Genomic DNA, 18,786 nt, shown 5'->3' on the forward strand with positions numbered 1-18,786 from the left:
TTCTTGGGCACATTTTTGTGCCCTTTTTTTCGCCACTAGATCAAGGAATAACGATGAGACTTTCTTCCATCGTGTCTCGAGTTTATTTAGGTTTCTTTACGCTGATAGTAATCATGCTGGGTAGCGCATGGTTGAGTATTAGCAGCAACAAGAACATAACCTCACACATCGAAACCATAACTCAACAAGCCACTCCTTTAATGCTCCAATCCTCCACGCTCACCATTCGTTTTTTGGACATTAATCGCAGCACTACTCCCTATTTATCCGCGAACTACATTGATGAGCTCGAACCGCTGAAACAAACCGTTTTGAGTAATATCGAGCAATATCAGCAGCAGTTAAATTGGTTTGATGGCAAGGCTGAATCGGGCTCACCACTTGAACCCATACTCCAAAATATTGAAGAAACGGGCGTTGCCACCATCAATAAGGTAGAGCAGTCCTTAAACTTATACGTCTCTTATTTGGATAGTAAAGATCTCGGTTCGATGGAGCAGGAACAATTTCAATCTGTGGTAGGACAACTCAATAACACCTTGGTGAATCAATTGGCGAGCGCAAGCTCAGATGCAACGCAAAAAGCGGTAGAAGCATTATTGGTTCAATTGAGTTTGATTGCTGCAGAAGCAAATGAAGCTTTCTCGCTGCAAACGTCATCGGAGGTTCGTGGTGTTGAGCGTCGCCTACAAAGCCGTAAAGAGCGATTCGAACAAGCTGTATCAGACTTGGATAATCTGGACTCGTCTTTGCTACGCCGCAGTAAACAGTCTTTATCACTGCTCGCTTCACATGTATTTTCAGCGCAAGGATCTGTGTCAACACATATGGAAACCGTGAAGCTACATGAGAGCATTGCTCAGCAAAGAGTGGAGATCGAACAGCTCATTGATGTGCAGTTAAGCCATTTTGATGAGCTTTCTATGTATGCGGAAGACACGGCTAAACGTTTATATCACGAGTCGATGGACTTCTCTCATCAAGCACTGTTGATGCAGGCCATCATTGCTATTGGGTCGGTTTTTATTGCGCTGCTAATCGGGCTGAACATCGCTCAAGGGATTCGCAAGCCAAGTAAATTACTGCAAAGTGCGCTAGACCAAGTCGCCAAAAAAGACTTGAGCGTGATGGTTCAGTATCAAGCCAATAATGAATTTGGTTTTGTGAGCGATAAAGTCAATTTGGTGATCAGTCACCTGACCCAAATGATTGACAACATGCGCCACTCCTCAACACGTTTAAAGGAAGCTTCCCTTGAGAACCAAAGCACTAGTCGTTCTCTGAGTGAAGCGATGCAAGAACAAACCAATCAAACGGTGATGGTAGCGACAGCGATGGAACAAATTGAGTGCTCAGTAACGGAGATCACTCAGGCGGCCAACCAAACTCTAACGCTAGTGACCGAAGCGGTATCCAGTTCCAGTGATGGGCAAAAGACCATGGATAAAAGCGTCGAATTGATGGGCAGCTTAGAAAGTAAGCTGGCGGAATCAACGGCGACCATTGGTCAGCTTGAAAGTGAAAGCGCCAGTATTGGGTCCATTCTGGATGTGATATCTGGGATCTCTGAGCAAACCAATTTACTGGCGTTGAATGCGGCAATAGAAGCCGCGCGAGCTGGAGAGCAAGGGCGTGGTTTCTCTGTGGTTGCGGATGAGGTTCGCGTGTTAGCGGCCAAAACTAATGCTTCTACACAAGAGATACACAACAAGATCGAGCAGTTGCAAACTAGCTCTAAACTGGCGGTTGAACAGATCAATCAGTGCGTGGTGGGTATGGTTCAATGCGTAGAACAAACCAGCGAAGTGAATCACTCGATATCGACGGTGTCTGATCTGCTTAATGAGGTTGAGCAAAGGAGTCATCAAATCGCGACCGCGACGACAGAGCATCAAGTCGTTGCCTCTCAAGTCACTCAAAATATCAGTCAGATACACACCTTGGCTGAAGATAACTCGCAACGTTCCCAAGTGCTTTTTTCCCACGGTCAACAGCTTGAAACCATGTCGCAACAGCAATTCTCATTAACTCAAGAGTTTAAGTTAGCGGAATCATCTAATCACAAAGATTAGAGCCAGTTAATTTCTTCCATGATTTCACGCCCAGCCTTCCGCTGGGCGTTTTCGTATCTGGTTTTTTGATGAAAAGGCTTTGAGCTAAAAATCACCGTGAAATGTTCTCATACAATTTCGAAAGGCCATTGAAATAACAAGGTCACTTTCCCCGTGTATATTGCCGTCAGCTGCGGATTCATCATCAAATGACGTTTTCAAAAAATGGATTTAGGCGGACTTGTTTGATCTGACGAACAAGTAACCGAGCGCCATCTTGATAATATGAACAATAATTCCATGAAACAGTTTCATGGTGTGAAGGTAATCTGTAAGCGCTTTCATGATTTCCACAACTGGCCTTTTTACCTCCAACTTTAGTGTGATGACACTCACTTCAGCCAAGACGCCTTTCTTTAATAATCGTTTTGTAAGCGGTTACAAGCTAATGAAGTATCGAGGTTCGAGTGGCAACAATTAAACACGTATCAGAACATGCAGGTGTGTCTCAGGCGACAGTGTCTAGGGTTATTAATGGCACTAGCAGAGTCAGTCATGACAAGAAATTAAAGGTTGAAAAAGCGATCAAGGAGCTGGGTTATCGCCCGAACTCTATCGCTCAAGCCTTGGCTTCAAGTCGTACTGGTAGTGTGGGTGTTGTTGTTCCAGAACTTGGCGGCTCTTTCTATTCAGGCATTTTGCATTGCATAGAAGAGAACCTACGCCGCTTTGGTTACCACGCTGTGGTTACAGCGGGTTCGAATACTGAGCAAGGGCAACGTGAGTCTGTGGAGTTTCTGTTGGGGCGTCGTGTTGATGCTTTGATTCTTCATACTCAACTGCTCAGTGATGATTATTTAATTGAATTGGAAGAACAGGGGACCCCTGTGGTTTTAATTAACCGCTTCATCCCAGAAATGGCGATGAGTTGCATTGATATTGATAACGAAGTCGGGGGGCTACTCGCTACTCAATATCTTTTGCAAAAGGGACATACAGATATCGCGTGTATTACCGGGCCTTTAGATAAAGCAGATGCTAGGGGGCGTTTGCAGGGGTATCGAAAGGCCTTGGAAGAAGCGGGTGTGCCATACGATGAAGCATTAGTCTCGGAAGCGGGCTTTACTGAAGAGACGGGCATCAGTGCTATGAAGAAGCTGATTAATCGTAAGTGTCATTTCACAGCAGTATTTGCTTCGAATGACCACATGGCATTTGGCGCCTTCGAGGTGTTGCATCAAGAGGGACTGTCTGTTCCTAAAGATGTATCACTGGTGGGCTTCGATAACACCATCTTCGCGCGCTATCTGACCCCTAGTTTGACCACCATTAATTTCCCTATTGAAGAGATGAGCGTTGAAGCAGTACAGCTCACTCTACAGAAGCTAAAAAAAATAAAACATGACGTGAACTTTAAATTGCTGCCGACGTTGGTCACTAGAAACTCGGTATCGGATTTACCAGTTACCCTATAAAAATATTAAGGATAGAACATGAAATTTAAGACCTTAGCGCTTTCATGCGCGGTTGCTTTAGGATTAGGTACAACAGCTGCAAATGCAGCAGACAAAGAAATTCGTTTCGACGGTTTCCCTGATTTCGATAGCAGCCTGAAGGTATTACTGCCTGATTTCGAAAAGGAAACGGGTATCAAAGTTGATTACCTTATGAACAACCACGGTGACCACCACACGAAACTCACAACGAACCTTGCAACGGGTTCTGGTGCCGGTGATGTGATTGTTGTCGACGTTGAGAAAATTGGTCCATTTGTTGGCTCTGGCGGCCTAGTTAACCTGTCTGAAAACTACGGTGCAGATAAGTACGAAGAACGATTTGCACCTTACGCATGGGCGCAAGGTAAAGGTGCTGACGGCGATATGTACGGCATCCCTGTCGACCTAGGTCCAGGTGTTATGTACTACCGTACCGACGTATTCGAAAAAGCGGGCATTGATGTAGAAGAAGCAATCAAAGATTGGGATTCATACATCGCTGCTGGTGAAAAACTGAAAGAGCAAAACGTACAACTTATCGCTTCGGCAGCCGACGTGGCACAAGCGATTATCTTCACGACCGTTCCTGAAGGTGAAGGTCTGTACTTCGATAAAGATGGCAACCCAGTGGTGACATCAGAGCGTTTTGTTCACGCTTTTGAAGTAGCAAAAGAGATTCGCGACAAAGGCTTAGACGGCCGCATTTTGGCTTGGTCTAACGAATGGTACGAAGGCTTCCGCAACGGCACATTTGCAACTCAACTTTCTGGCGCTTGGCTTCTTGGTCACCTAAACAACTGGATTGCTCCTGAAACTAAAGGCAAATGGGCAGTAGAAAACCTACCTGATGGTATCTACGGCAGCTGGGGTGGTTCATTCCTTTCAATTCCAACTCAATCAGACAACCCAGATGAAGCTTGGGCGCTTATTGAATACATGACGACGGATCGTGAAGTACAGCTTAAGCACTTCGAAACGATTGCTGCTTTCCCTGCGAACATCACAACGTATGACGATGAGCTTTTCCAAGAAGAGATGGAGTTCCTAGGCGGACAAAAAGCCCGTCTTCTTTTTGCTGAAGTGGCGCAAAACATCAAACCCGTCTCTCCAGCACAAGGCGACCACGTTGCACGTTCTATTATCTTAGAGAACGCATTGATGGAAGTACTTGATGAAGGTAAAGACATCAAGACTGCGCTTAAAGAGGCTGAGCGTCTAATCAAGCGTCGCACGCGTAATCTTTAATTTGTTTTTACTTTAAGTAAGTGAGGAAGCGTGGATAACGCGCTTCCTTTTTAAGAGGTCGTTACTATGAATAATACAGCGAGCACAACGATAGAACCTGCGGACAAAAGCCTTTTTTCTCGTCTAAATTTGAAAGCGCTTACACCGTATGGATTTCTTCTGCCGTTTCTGATCATTTTTTCTGTATTTGGGATCTTCCCGCTGTTGTTCTCTGTTTACCTGTCGTTCCACGAGTGGAACCCAGTAAGAGGCATGGATGCGATGGAGTTCGTTGGTTTTGAGAACTATCACATTGCTTTAACGGACCCATGGCTATGGCGTTCATTGAAGAACACGCTTTGGCTAGCGATCACTTCAGGCGTGGCTCAGCATTTAGTCGCAATTCCAGTGGCTTACATGTTGGTTTCAATGGGTGACCGTATGCGTCACTGGCTAACATCGGCGTACTTTCTACCGTTCATTACATCAACGGTCGCAGCGTCACTGATTTTCTTCAATATGTACTCTCCTAACTCAGGAATTATTAACCAAACGCTGATGGCTCTGGCCGATAGCACGCTGTTTGGTTGGGCATTCGCTTGGGTTAACGATTTCCAACCCATCCGTTGGTTAGACGATGCCACTATGGTGAAGCCGTCTATCGCAATCATGGTTTTCTGGAAATACACCGGTTTTAACATCGTCCTTTACACCACAGGTTTAATGACGATTCCTAAAGACATCTTAGAAGCTGCACGTATGGATGGTGCCAATGCGTTCCGCCGCTTCTGGAACATTTCACTACCAATGATTCGTCCATTCATCTTCTTTGCTATCACGATGACCATCATCGGTAACCTGCAAATGTTTGAAGAACCGTTCGTCCTAACACGTGGTACAGGTGGTACTGGCCAATCTGGTTTAACTATCTCGATGTACCTCTACAAAGTGGGTTGGGAATGGCTAGAAATGGGCACAGCATCTGCTATCTCGTGGTTACTGTTTGCACTCATCGCGACTTGTACATTGGTTCAATTTTTACTCTTCGGTAAGAAAGGCTTAGGGGAACATTAAGATGTCGACATCAATTAAGACAAATACCTCACCACTAAGTGGACTGATGCCAAGCGAACGCAGCATGTACATTCTGACTAAGATCTTGATGGTCATGTTAGGCATCTTACTGGTTGTTTCAGCGCTGATTACAGTCTTTCCATTTGTATGGTCGGCACTGCTATCAACTCGTGACCGTTCTGAAATTTTCGGCACGGGCATTAGCTTTGCGATTGGCGATAGCCTGGCGATTAACTACGCCAAATTGCTTGAAATCATGCCGTTCTGGAAAGCGATGTTTAACTCGATTTACGTGGCTTTCTTAGGCACCACCATCTCGCTGCTGTTTTGTAGCATGGGTGGCTACGCGTTTGCTGTGTTTAAGTTCCGCGGTAAGAACGTGTTGTTCGGCATGCTGGTTGGCTCAATGGCGATTCCGCCGGTGCTTAGCTTGATCCCTTACTTCATGATCGTGAAATTCTTAGGCTTGTTGGATAACCACATGGCGGTATGGCTACCGTTCACCACCACACCATTTGGTATCTTCTTGATGCGTCAGCACGTGATTGCATCGATTCCAAAAGAGCTACTTGAAGCGGCGAAATTGGATGGTGCTGGTGAGTTCAGAACGTACTGGAGTGTGGTACTGCCACTGATGAAACCAGCACTAGCAACACTGGCTATCGTTCAGTTCGTTTTCTTCTGGAACATGTTTATGCAGCCTCTCGTGGTGCTTAACAACCCAGATAATTACGTGATTACACAGGCGCTACGAAGCGTTCAAGGTATTCCGAATACGCCATGGGGCGCGGTAATGCTAGGCACCACAATTTCTATTTTACCGCTCGTGATTACTTACCTGTTCGCATCGAAACAGATGATCAGTGGTTTAACGTCCGGCGCAGTCAAAGGTTAGGTTTAAGGGTTATAACAATGAATAAATATCAACTTCCAAGTGATTCAAAGTTACGCAGTAAGGAATTTGTATTCGGTGTCGCGACATCTTCATACCAAATTGAAGGCGGCGTTGAAGAGGGCGGTCGTACACCGTCTATCTGGGACACTTTCTGTAAGACGCCGGGCAAGGTCGATAACGGCGACAATGGTGATGTGGCGTGTGACCACTACCACTTATGGGAACAAGATATCGAGATGATTCAAGGTTTAGGCGTTGATGCTTACCGTCTCTCTATTGCATGGCCGCGCATCCTGCCACAAGACGGCGTGGTGAACCAGCAAGGCCTAGAGTTTTACGGTCAGATCATCGACGAGTGTCATGCTCGTGGCATGAAAGTGTATGTGACTCTGTATCACTGGGATCTGCCGCAATACCTTGAAGATAAAGGCGGCTGGCTAAACCGCGAAACGTCTTACAAATTCGCAGAATACGCAGAAGTAGTGAGCAAATACTTTGGTGACAACATCGATGTGTACACCACGCTGAATGAACCGTTTGTGTCTGCATTCCTAGGCTACCGCTGGGGCGAACATGCGCCAGGCATCAAGGGTGAAAAAGAGGGCTACCTAGCGTCTCACCACCTAATGCTGGCACACGGTTTGGCAATGCCGATCCTTCGCAAGAATGCACCTCATGCTAAGCATGGCGTGGTATTCAACGCGACGCCAGCTTACCCGCTGACGCCACAAGACCAAGCGGCAGCCGACTACTGCGAAGCGGAGAACTACCACTGGTTCATCGACCCAGTATTAAAAGGCGAGTACCCACAGCTGGTGGTTGAACGCCAAGCGATGAACATGCCTATGATCCTTGAAGGTGATTTAGACATCATCAGCGCACCAGTTGATTACATCGGTATCAACTACTACACACGCAATGTCGCTCGCTTCAATGAGAACGGCGATATTGAATCGGTGAAGCAAACTGAAGCAGAACACACTTACATCGGCTGGGAGATTAACCCACAAGGTTTAACCGATTTATTGGTAAGACTGGATGCGCGTTACGAAAACATGCCGCCTATCTACATCACAGAGAACGGTGCTGCAGGCAACGACGAGCGTGTCAACGGACAAGTGATGGATGACCAACGTGTTCGCTATTTCCAAGGTCATATCGAAGCGGTTCACAACGCCGTTGAAGTGGGTGTGAAAGTCGACGGTTACTTCGCTTGGAGCCTGATGGATAACTTTGAGTGGGCATTCGGCTACTGCCAGCGTTTTGGCATCGTCCATGTTGACTACACCACCCAAGAAAGAACATTGAAACAGAGCGCAATTGCGTACAGAAATATGTTGCTAGAGCGCGCTGAGGAGAACAGATAATGGCTAAAGTAGAATTTAAGAACATCAAAAAATCATTCGGTGATGTTGAAGTCGTCAAAGAGTTTGATTTCACGGTTGAAGACGGTGAGTTCGTGGTTTTCCTTGGCCCATCTGGCTGTGGTAAATCGACAACGCTACGCATGCTTGCTGGCCTTGAAAGTATCAGTTCTGGTGACATCGTGGTTGGCGGCAAGCTGATGAATAAAGTCGACGCTAAAGACCGTGACTTGGCGATGGTATTCCAAAGTTACGCACTGTACCCGCACATGACGGTTTACGAGAACATCGCGTTTGCTCTGAAGCTAAAGGGCATGCCTAAAGCAGAAATCGACGTAGAAGTGCTAAAAGCAGCGAAAATGCTAGAGCTTGACCCACTACTGAATCGTAAGCCTAAAGAACTTTCTGGTGGTCAACGTCAACGTGTGGCAATGGGGCGTGCAATGGTTCGTACGCCGAAGGTTTTCTTGTTTGATGAGCCGCTATCTAACCTAGATGCAAAACTTCGTGGCGTGATGCGTGAAGAGATCAAACACCTACACCGTGAACTTAAAACCACAACGATCTACGTAACCCACGATCAGATCGAAGCAATGACACTGGCGGATCGCATCGTGATCTTGAAAGACGGTTATGTTGCTCAAGTTGGTACACCAACTGAGGTGTTCCAGCGTCCGGCAAACAAGTTTGTCGCGCAATTCATTGGTAACCCATCAATGAACATGTTGGAAGCAAAACTGATTGAAAAAGAAGGCGAGTACTTCGTTGAAATCGGCGATGTTCATATCCCACTGCCTGAGCGCTTTAAGTCTCTGGCATCTAAGAACCTAGCTCTGCATTTTGGTGTTCGCCCAACAGATATTCACCTACGTGCCGAGCAAGTTGACCACGACCGCGTGCTGCCATTCCCTGTGAAAATTAAAGACAAGGAATTACTGGGCGCGAGCATTCTTCTGAAAACAGAAATTGGCGGTCAGCCGTTGATGGTTGAAACCCAAGCGGCTGAAGTCGATGTAAAAGATCTGACGCTTTACTTGGATTTGGATGCTTTCCACTTGTTCGATGCTCTCAGTGAGAACTCGCTAGCGAGCTAGTCAATCAATTTAAATCAGTCATTGAACTGACACCAACCAACTTACGACAAATTGTTTTGGCTCCTCCTTATTTGGGAGGGGCTAGGGATAGTGATGATGAAATTCGGATATTTTGACGATAAAAACAAAGAATACGTAGCAACCACGCCGTGTACGCCGATCAAATGGTGTAACTATGTCGGCACATTAGATTTCGGTGGCATTGTTGATAGCAACGGTGGTGTGCTGTTGTGTAAGGGCGATCCTGCACTCAACCGCATCACTAAGTACATTGCTCAATTGCCAAACTCAGATTTCAAAGGCTCGACCATGTACCTCAAGGTGCGTGACGAAGTTGGCAACGTAGAGGTGTTCTCACCTTTCTACACGCCAACCTTGAAGCCGTTAGATAAGTTTGAAAACCACACCGGTTTGTCATACACCACCATCATTGCAGAAGCCTTTGGTGTGCGTTGTGAAGCGACTTTCTTTGTACCGAAAGCTGACCAAGTACTGCTGCAAGACATTAAAGTGACCAATATTTCAGACAAAGCACTGCACGTTGATGTGGTGCCTGTGTATGAATTCACACACTTCGATGCGCTTAAACAGCTACTCAATGCGGACTGGGTGCCACAAACCATGACGCTAAAAGCACACCAGCAAGAGTCGGGTTACACCGTGCTTGAGCAGTATGCTTTCATGAAGCGTGACTACGCGGTGAACCTGATGACAGCGGATCGCCCTGCGACGTCTTTTGATGGTGATCGCCAATCGTTCCTAGGGAGTTTGGGCTACGGCACATGGGCAGCACCAGAAGCACTAAACAATGATGAATTAGGCAATACTGAGTGTTTGCGTGGTGACAACATTGGTGCACTTAACCTGCGCCTAGGTTGGTTATCTCCAGAGCAGACAGAACGTACGATTGTACAAATCGCACAAGAACAGAGCCTAGAAGCAGCATTGCCTCTGCTGGCTAAATATCGTGACCATCAAGTGGTTGATTCAGCTTTCGCTGAACTGGCTGAACATTGGAATGGTTACCTACAAGCAGTTCAGGTTGAAACGCCAGATCCTGCAATGAACTCAATGCTTAATGTACATAACCCACGTCAGTGTCACACCACCAAAAACTGGTCTCGTTACCTGTCTCTGTATCAGCTTGGCTATGGCGCACGTGGCATCGGTTTCCGTGATTCGTCTCAAGATACTTTAGGCGTAATTACTCACATGCCAGAAGAAGCGCGTGAGTTCATTGAGCGTCTGTTATCTGTGCAAAACACCAACGGTTCTGCGATGCATCAGTTCTTCCCATCAACGATGGAAGCGAACGCGGGTGACTCACGTGAAGAGGAAGATCGCCCTGATTATTACGGCGATGATCACCTGTGGATCATCTACGCGGTCACTCAATATGTGAAAGAAACGGGCAATGCAGACTTCTTGAATAAAGAGATCCCGTTCTATCAAAAAGACAAAGCGGGCAACCCAGTTGAAACGGGAACGGTTTGGAACCACCTGTGCCGCGCGATTGAATTTACCTACACCAATACTGGTGAGCACGGCCTACCGCTGTTAGGTTTCGCTGACTGGAATGACACGGTGAACCTGCCAACGGGTGCTGAATCGATGATGGTGGCTAACATGTACGGCAAAGCACTGCTCGACATGTTGGATTTGTGTGAGTTGCGCGGCGAAGTGCAACTGACAGCTAAGTTTAACGATCAGTACCAACAGATGCAGAGTACGGTGAATGAGTGCGGTTGGGATGGCGAATGGTTTGTTCGTTACTTTGATGAACAAGGTTTGCCAATCGGCTCTCATAAAAATGAGCAAGGGCAGATCTACACTAACGGTCAAAGCTGGCCTGTGATCTCTGGTTTCGCGACTCAAGAACGTGCAACGCAAGCACTAGATTCGGTTTACAACAAGCTGAATACAGCGAATGGCATTAAGCTTTCAACACCGGGTTACAACGGCTTTGACCCGCAGCTAGGTGGTGTTTCAACTTACCCACCAGGTGCAAAAGAGAATGGCGGTATCTTCTTGCATTCCAACCCTTGGGTGATGATCGCAGAAGCGAAAATGGGTAACGGCGAACGTGCTTACGAGTACTACCGTCAGATTAATCCTGCTTCTAAGAACGACGACATTGATACCTTTGAATCTGAACCATACTGCTACCCACAAAACATTTTGGGTGATGAACATAAGCAGTTTGGTTTAGGCCGAAATGCGTGGCTTTCTGGTACTTCATCTTGGACATACGTTGCGGGTACGCAGTGGATTCTGGGTGTTCGTCCTGAAGTGGATGGCTTGCTGGTGGACCCATGTATTCCTGCTGAGTGGCCTGAATTCAAAGTGCGTCGTCAGTTCCGTGGCGCGACCTACAATATCCATGTTACCAACCCAAATAACGTGTGTAAGGGAGTGGCAGAGATGAAGGTCAACGGTGACCTAATTTCAGGTAATAAAGCGCCAGTGTTTACCTCTGGTGAGCACACCATCGAGGTGATTTTAGGTTAACAAAGAGAAGGGCGCTTTATGCGCCCTTTATTGCTTCTTTCGTTTGGTTTTCTAGTTTGGCTCTTTCGTTAGCAATGCGTTCTCTGGGGGCTGATTTCGCATTCAGCGGCTGTCTTACTTTGCTTGCCTTAGTTGGGTTGATAGTTGGCTTGGCATTGCCAAGTAAAGGTCTGAGATTGGTTCGGGCTAAGTGTCAATAAGCCGATCTGGTTATTGAACGCATCAGCTGGGCAAGTCATTGGTTCTATTGCAATACTTTGCTCGCTAGTTGGCGTGTAAAGCTGAACGAATGGGTAGCTTTCATCTTGTTGGTAGCGAATTGCGGCAGACGAATCTGAGCGCGTAAACGCAAGTTGGTTGGTTGTCTTGGAATCAAATTCAAAGCAGTGATTTAAGCTTTGATTGGTCAGTGAATCGTCCAAAGACAAACGGTCAAAAGCGTGTTTTTCACCATTGGGTAAGTCGTTTTCGTGTATGACCTCAGAGCAAGGCGACATAGCGAGTCCACATTGTGCTAGCTCAGTGCCGAGTGAAAAGTAAGGGTGCCAAGCATCACCGAATGGGAAGGCTGAATCACCCAGATTAGAGACGGTCGTTGAGGAAGAGAGTCTACCCGTGATGTCGATAGTGAAGGTCACTTCAAGGTTGAACGCAAACGGGAAAGCAGGGTGCAATGACGACGTTTGATACTGCAACGTCACACTGGCGGATTCTTCAGTGGCTACGTTGTTTGTGATTGAAAAAGGTTGGTTGTAGAGCAGGCCGTGTACGGCGTGATCAGACCAAGGAAAGTTAGCTGGGAGTTGATGGTTTTGGTTATCGAAACTGTAACGACCTAAGTTTAAACGGTTTGGAAAAGGGAATAATTTAGCACTGCGGGAAAAGAACGGATGTTGGTTGATCAGTTCATCATAATTCTGATAACCACAAATAAAAGAGAATGGACTGTTATTTACGATATATTTATTAATAACAGCACCAAATCCATTGATTATTTGAAGTTCTATACCATGTTGGTGGTTTATTAATGTGACAGAGTCAATATTTCCAAATTTTTCATTTATAATTTTAAACATGTTGATGTCTCCATTTTTAAAAGATATTAACAAGAAGAAAAAAATATTCAATGGCGGTTTTAAAATGAATAATAAAATTCCATATACGAGCTACTCAGGAAATTCAGAACACTTGTGTAAAAAAGGTGATGCAGTTGAATTTATTCAACCTTGGTACACGCCAATTTCGACTACACCAGAAAATACCGGTATGGCAGTCGGCGGAATTGGTAACACATTTACACTCACACCAAACGGCAACACGCCGAACTTTAGCTTTATTCCGGGAATATTTGTCGATTGTTCAGAGCAAGCTATTAATTTTAATGATTTTTATGCGTCAGTGATGAATGTGCCAACCATCGACACGCTGAAAGTTCTTAATGAACAAGAGTTAAGCGTTCACCTGAACTTTTATCCGGCTTTGTTCGATGGCAAAAAGATTGAAAGTCGAGAAATGTCGAATGCGATTAGTCTCATTCAAGCAGCATTGAAAAATGGTCGCTTCTACCAAGAAAATAAAGCTAACTTTACAAAATGGAACGTTGAATTTTCAAATAAGACTCAATTGTTGATTGTAGAAGATTCAGGTTCACCTATTTGTCAATTATATGTAGCCTTAGATTTCTTTAATGGTTTATTAATAAATGATACAACGAGATTATTATCACTCACTGCGGGTGATAATAATGATATGGATAGTATCAGTGGCAGCGATATAGATAGTGTTAATGGCAGGGATATAGAATACCAAGCTTTATATCCACTAGCTGAATATAAATACAATAGCTTCGACGATATTAATATAAAGCGTAAGGTAGTCTCTCCGATCGTTAAAGAGAACAAACGCCTGTGTTCTTTACCGATGCACTGGAATCACTTCGAATTAACCAATAATTCATTGCAACCACGCGTGATTACGCTTGCTCAGCCGCTACAAAACTTGATTGGCTCTACCTACCAAAAAGGCCGTGATGGCATTCAGGATTCGGCATGTACCTTGTCTCAAAATCCGATTGCTCAGCAGCATGAAGTGGTTAACTTAAAAGGCGAAAGTCACAGTTTTACGGGTGTTCAATTGTCTAGCCAATCGCCTTATCGAAGCGATATTGAAGGCGAAGTGGTGTTTGGTGTTCAAGCGGATAATCAACTGACAGAATCTGGCAAGGTTTCGATTTCTGTCAAGCCAACGCTTTATAGCTCTAAGACAGCGGAACAAACAGAGTTCGCACTGAAAACAGGCCGTACCAACGCTGAATTCCAAACGGGAATTTACACAGGGCGTGAAGCGTTGAGCGCATTGGTTGTGGTTCAGGTTGAATTGGAAGCGGGTGAGTCTGTTGATCTGCGTTTTGCTCAGGTGATGGCTCACAGCAAAGTCATGCTTAATGGCTGGCATTCAGACAAGGCTTACACGCAATTCTACCCTCAAACGCAACCGGCTCTGCCGATGTTAGAAGACATGTTGCCTGAGCTAGAAGCGATTGAACAACAGATCGTCGCGCAACAAACGGCCTTCCTAGAGCAAGCTCAAAGCAAAATCTCGCAGCCTGAATCGGCACTGCGCTATGCGACGATGGCGATGAATTCACTGTCTTTCCTAGCCGAATCAACGGTATGGGATAAAGAAGATAAGTTCTTGGTGAAAGAGTGTGTCGACTACCCGTTCTTTAACTCTCTGGATGTGTATTTCTACGGCTCATTCTCTCTGCTTTACTTGCTGCCAGAGCTTGATGGCTGTGTGATGAAAGAGTTCTCGAAAGCCATTTTGGCGGAAGACTTCACTCAGCGCCGATACTGGGAATACGAAGCGACGCCCAATGCCGAACTGATTGATGAAAAGTACCAAGGCGTACGTGCCATTCGAGGTGCGGTAATCCACGACTTAGGCAGCCCATTCGACATCCAGCCCGATGCTTATAGCTGGCACAACGTGAAAGAGTGGAAGGACTTAGCGCCGAAATACATTCTGATGGTGTACCGCCATTACCAAAACACCCAAGATATCTCTGTGGTTAAAGAGTGCTGGCAAGCAGTAACTGAAAGCATCGATTTCTTATCGAATTTGATCGCTGAAGGTGACGATTTACCACTAACCCGAGGTACAGACGATACCTTTGATAACCTCGCTTCTCATGGCATTTCAATTTACTGTGCGAGTCTTTGGGTTGCTGGCTTGCAAGCCGCGAGCGAACTTGCACAATTGATGGGTGAAAGCGAGCGAGCTAGCGGTTACTTAACACGTTCTAAAAAGGCGTTAGCCACGGTTGAGCAAAGCTTGTGGGATGACAAAGAGGGTTACTACCACTTCTTCGTGACGCCAGTTCAGGCCAAGCATTTAACAGGTGAAGGCTATCAAGCTCTGGAAACCTTAGGACTTTCATTGACTGGCGATGCGATTGCTGACAAGAACACGCTCAATACCTATCTCAATGAAACGGATACTTCCATCAGCATCAGTAAGGTATCTCAAAGAGTCTCTAAGAAACGCTTGCTGAGTGAGACGGCGCCACAAGCCTTTACTCAAGAATACTTAGATTTAGTGCCAGATTCTGACAACAGTTTTGGTGATGCCTTGTTGGCCGACAGCTACCTAAAGCTCATCGGCTTAGACGGTATTTTCCCGCAAGAGAACATCCAACGCGCATTGGACTATGTTTATAAGCACAACTTTGAGATTAACAGCCCTAAGCTTGGGGTTGCGAATATGACGTTAGCCGACGGTTCACCGCATGAGGCATTTCAGGCTCAAGATGTGTGGATTGGTGTGCAGTTTAGTGTCGCAACGGCGTTGAGTCTGGCAGGTAAAAACCAGCAAGCAGAAACATTGATGGATACCGTGTATACCGCACTCTATGACTATTCAAAAATTCCATTTGCAGCGCCAGAAGGGTTCAATTGCTCTGTGTCTGTCCATGAGAAAGATCTTATAGAAGCATTTAAATTGACGAAAAATGATGCGAAAAACTGGCTAAGTGTACTTAAATGTCAAAACTGTGTGCTGTCTGACGGTCGTATCAATCCAACATTGACGAAAGATACTGATAGTTTTGTTAAAATGGTGAGCGGTGAAATTCCGTTAGAAAAGCTGGCAGGCTTACACAAATGGTTACTGAGTACTGGCTTGAAATATACGGCTGGTCGTTACTTCAGACCGGGGATGATCTTCGCCTACATGTATTAACTTAATGACACGAGTTTTAACGAAAGCAGTGGTATGCAGGTAGAAACTGATGGGGGGCTTTTGGGCTCCCCAAATGTCACTTGATTAGGGATTCGAGATGCGCACTAAAACAAAAAAAACAACAGTATACGATGTAGCAAGACTGGCTGGTGTTTCTCCCAGCACCGTGTCTCGCTTCCTTAATCGAACCACTTATGTGTCTGACGATAAAAGCCAAAATATTGAGCAAGCCATTAAAGACACGGGCTACAAACCTAACTTCCAAATGCAAGAAAACACCAACCGACGTTCACTCACCATTGGTGTGTTGGTGCAACACCCTGACAGCCCTTATACCAGTCGTATTCTCAATGACATGGAGAAAACACTGATCGCTCAAGGTTATTCGTTAGTAATCGCGACAGGGCATTGGCAGAAAAAGTTAGAAATGCACGCGTTGGAGTATCTCGCAAAAAGTAACGTGGATGGCATGATCATCGTGACAGGAAGCATTACTCAGGAAGAAATTGCCAAGTATGCACAAGACATTCCTATCGTGATGGTTGGCTACGATTTTGTTGAGAATAACGTCCGCTCCATCAACATTGATAACGTGTTGGGCGGTTACATGGCAACCTTACATTTACTGCAACAAGGGCATGTGAATATTGCTCATATTAAGGGGCTTTCAAGTCAACCTGATTCGGGAAATCGCTTTGAAGGCTATAAGAAAGCACTTCAAGAGGCGGGTATTAAAGTGATGCCAAAACTCGTTAAACAGGGTGATTTTAGTAGTGAATCTGGCTACGAGAAAACGGTAGAGTTGATTGAATCTAAGGTTCACTTCTCAGCCTTGTTTGCTGCTAATGACCAAACGGCTTACGGGGCGATTAAGGCGCTGTCTGACCACGGTTATAAAGTGCCAGAAGATGTGTCTGTGATTGGGTTTGATGACTTGCCGACCTCTAAGTACTTCACGCCAGCATTAACGACCTTGAGACAGCCTATTGAAGAAATTGGAGAGGTATGTGCTCAATCGATTCTGAATCTGTTATCTGGCGAACGGCATGAAGCTAGATTGCCACCCATTGATTTAATTGTTAGAGAGTCGACCAAGTCTTTGTATCGTTAATTTCAAGACAAGCATCAAGGTGGTACGCCTGTGATGATTCACATTGATGTCAATGCGAACCATGGTGAAGGAATGCCGTGAGTTAAACTAGCGATCTTGCTGCTTATATTTGCGCGTTCACATTGTTCAATATGGAGCAGGTAAGTTAAAACACTTCTGCCCCAAACCTTCTTAGGGTGTTTTTCACCGATGCTCTTACAATCCAAAGTTGGTCAAATATATAATGATTAGTTCTTAGTTTATAGGTGGCCCTTTCCGTAATTTTCTGTTCATACTCCACATGAACTGCTTATATTGTAGTGGCATAGTGAATTTGGTCACTTAGTTAGAGGTGATATCATCACCTCATAAGTAAACAGGTGACACTATGACAAAACGCACAAGACGACTATTTAGCGCAGAATTTAAGTTAGAAGCAGCGCAGTTAGTCCTAGATCAGAACTACTCAGTGACTGAGGCAGCTCAAGGCATGAACGTGGGCAGTCCACGATGGATAAGTGGATTCGCCAGCTCAGAGAAGAGCGCCAAGGAAAAACGCCCAAAGTTGCACCTATGACCCCTGAACAAATAGAAATTCGGGAATTGAAAAAGAAGCTAGCTCGTCTTGAAGAGCATAATGAAATATTAAAAAAACACGGCTCTGTTGATGTCGGACTCACTGAACAATTATTGATAATCAAGAAACTCAAGCATAGCCACAACGTATAAACATTATGCGAAGTCTTCAATGTTCATCGAAGCAGTTATAACTATTGGCTTAAACGTCCAACGGTAATTAATACCGATAGAGTAAAACTTCGCAGCTTAGTTAATAAAGCTCACGCTGCAAGTAATAGCTCTGCGGGAGCGAGAACCATCGCAGATATAATTACAAGTTAGGGCGTAAAGCTGATCCGATACCGAGCAACAAAACTGATGAGAACTCTTGGTTTAGTGAGCTGCCAAGTACCAAAACATCGTTACCGAAAAGCTTCACGGGAACATATTCAAGTTCCAAATCACTTAGGTAGGCAGTTTGCTGTTACCGCACCGAATGAAGTCTGGGCAGGCGATGTTACGTATATTTGGACAGGTAATCGGTGGATGTATTTAGCGGTTGTTATCGATCTTTTTACCCGAAAAATGATCGGTTGGTCAATGTCTTCGTCACCGGGCATTCGGTTAACAAGTAAATCTATTTCAATGGCTTATGAGTATCTCGACAAGCCTAAAGGTGTCGTGTTCCATAGCGATCAAGGTAGTCACTATACCAGTCGTAAATACTGCCAATTACTGTGGCGTTTTCAAATCAAACAGAGTTTATCTCGCAGAGGAAACTGCTGGGATAATGCACTAATGGAGCGCTTCTTTAGAAGTCTGAAGACGGAATGGGTGCCAACTGTGGGTTATCGTAGCTTCGTTGAGACTAAACAAGAGATCACCCGCTACATTATCGGATATTACTGTCAACTCACGCCACATCAGTATAACGGTGGCCTAACTCCCAATGAATCGGAACGATTATATTGGGAAACTCTAAAACCGAGGCCAATTTTAGTTGACCACACTTTTTATTCATCATCCCACCATTTTTATTAACTCCTCTAAACCGTAGCTTAAGAAGACCATGTTTTTGAGATGGTCCCATCTGATGTAAAAAGTCACGTGGAATTCGGTTATTTCGTCTTGTCGCTTCCAGTATTTATAGAATTGCCAATAGACTCTTGAATAAATTATTTACTAATTTGACA

At 45.2% G+C, this 18,786-nt stretch carries 11 protein-coding genes and 1 pseudogene; 11 read left to right on the forward strand and 1 reads right to left on the reverse strand.

Features of this window, described 5'->3' with window-relative positions; translation table 11 throughout:
- Window positions 1–53 precede the first annotated feature (53 nt).
- From NX845_RS06745 to NX845_RS06780, 8 genes are all read left to right on the forward strand, one after another.
- Window positions 54–2,072 (forward strand): methyl-accepting chemotaxis protein, encoded by a 2,019-nt coding sequence (locus NX845_RS06745; protein ID WP_260256693.1) that lies wholly within the window; start codon window positions 54–56, stop codon window positions 2,070–2,072.
- Between the two features lie 446 nt (window positions 2,073–2,518).
- On the forward strand, window positions 2,519–3,526 hold the full coding sequence (locus NX845_RS06750; RefSeq protein ID WP_009846150.1) for a LacI family DNA-binding transcriptional regulator: 1,008 nt from the start codon (window positions 2,519–2,521) through the stop codon (window positions 3,524–3,526).
- Between the two features lie 18 nt (window positions 3,527–3,544).
- Window positions 3,545–4,792, forward strand: a complete 1,248-nt coding sequence (locus tag NX845_RS06755) for an ABC transporter substrate-binding protein (protein WP_017083012.1) — start codon at window positions 3,545–3,547, stop codon at window positions 4,790–4,792.
- Window positions 4,793–4,858: 66 nt separating this feature from the next.
- On the forward strand, window positions 4,859–5,845 hold the full coding sequence (locus NX845_RS06760; protein WP_260256694.1) for a carbohydrate ABC transporter permease: 987 nt from the start codon (window positions 4,859–4,861) through the stop codon (window positions 5,843–5,845).
- A 46-nt stretch (window positions 5,846–5,891) separates the two neighbouring features.
- Window positions 5,892–6,740 carry a carbohydrate ABC transporter permease gene (locus NX845_RS06765; RefSeq protein ID WP_017077012.1) on the forward strand — a complete coding sequence of 283 codons (849 nt, stop codon included), beginning with the start codon at window positions 5,892–5,894 and terminating at the stop codon, window positions 6,738–6,740.
- A gap of 17 nt (window positions 6,741–6,757) precedes the next feature.
- Entirely contained in the window at window positions 6,758–8,107 is a 1,350-nt protein-coding gene (locus NX845_RS06770; protein ID WP_260256695.1) for a GH1 family beta-glucosidase, read from the forward strand.
- Window positions 8,107–9,198, forward strand: coding sequence for an ABC transporter ATP-binding protein (locus tag NX845_RS06775; RefSeq protein WP_009846155.1), 1,092 nt, complete (start codon window positions 8,107–8,109; stop codon window positions 9,196–9,198). Before NX845_RS06770 ends, NX845_RS06775 begins: the two co-directional genes overlap by 1 nt.
- Before the next feature lie 93 nt (window positions 9,199–9,291).
- The gene (locus tag NX845_RS06780) at window positions 9,292–11,706 is read left to right on the forward strand and encodes a GH36-type glycosyl hydrolase domain-containing protein (RefSeq protein WP_260256696.1); all 2,415 of its coding nucleotides are present in this window, start codon (window positions 9,292–9,294) and stop codon (window positions 11,704–11,706) included.
- 128 nt (window positions 11,707–11,834) lie between these two features.
- Here the strand turns inward: NX845_RS06780 and NX845_RS06785 are convergent, their stop codons facing one another.
- Window positions 11,835–12,782 (reverse strand): aldose 1-epimerase, encoded by a 948-nt coding sequence (locus NX845_RS06785; RefSeq protein WP_260256697.1) that lies wholly within the window; start codon window positions 12,780–12,782, stop codon window positions 11,835–11,837.
- A 64-nt stretch (window positions 12,783–12,846) separates the two neighbouring features.
- Here NX845_RS06785 and NX845_RS06790 point away from each other — a divergent pair, with 64 nt between their 5' ends.
- The 3 genes and pseudogenes from NX845_RS06790 (at window position 12,847) to NX845_RS06800 (ending at window position 18,597) form a co-directional block, all read left to right on the forward strand.
- Window positions 12,847–15,945, forward strand: coding sequence for a non-lysosomal glucosylceramidase (locus NX845_RS06790; RefSeq protein ID WP_260256698.1), 3,099 nt, complete (start codon window positions 12,847–12,849; stop codon window positions 15,943–15,945).
- 97 nt (window positions 15,946–16,042) lie between these two features.
- The gene (locus NX845_RS06795; RefSeq protein ID WP_004732795.1) at window positions 16,043–17,056 is read left to right on the forward strand and encodes a LacI family DNA-binding transcriptional regulator; all 1,014 of its coding nucleotides are present in this window, start codon (window positions 16,043–16,045) and stop codon (window positions 17,054–17,056) included.
- A gap of 367 nt (window positions 17,057–17,423) precedes the next feature.
- Window positions 17,424–18,597 (forward strand): annotated as a pseudogene (locus NX845_RS06800) (IS3 family transposase).
- Window positions 18,598–18,786: the final 189 nt, after the last annotated feature.

The sequence above is a fragment of the Vibrio sp. NC2 genome, from assembly GCF_025195005.1.
Lineage (GTDB): Bacteria > Pseudomonadota > Gammaproteobacteria > Enterobacterales > Vibrionaceae > Vibrio > Vibrio splendidus.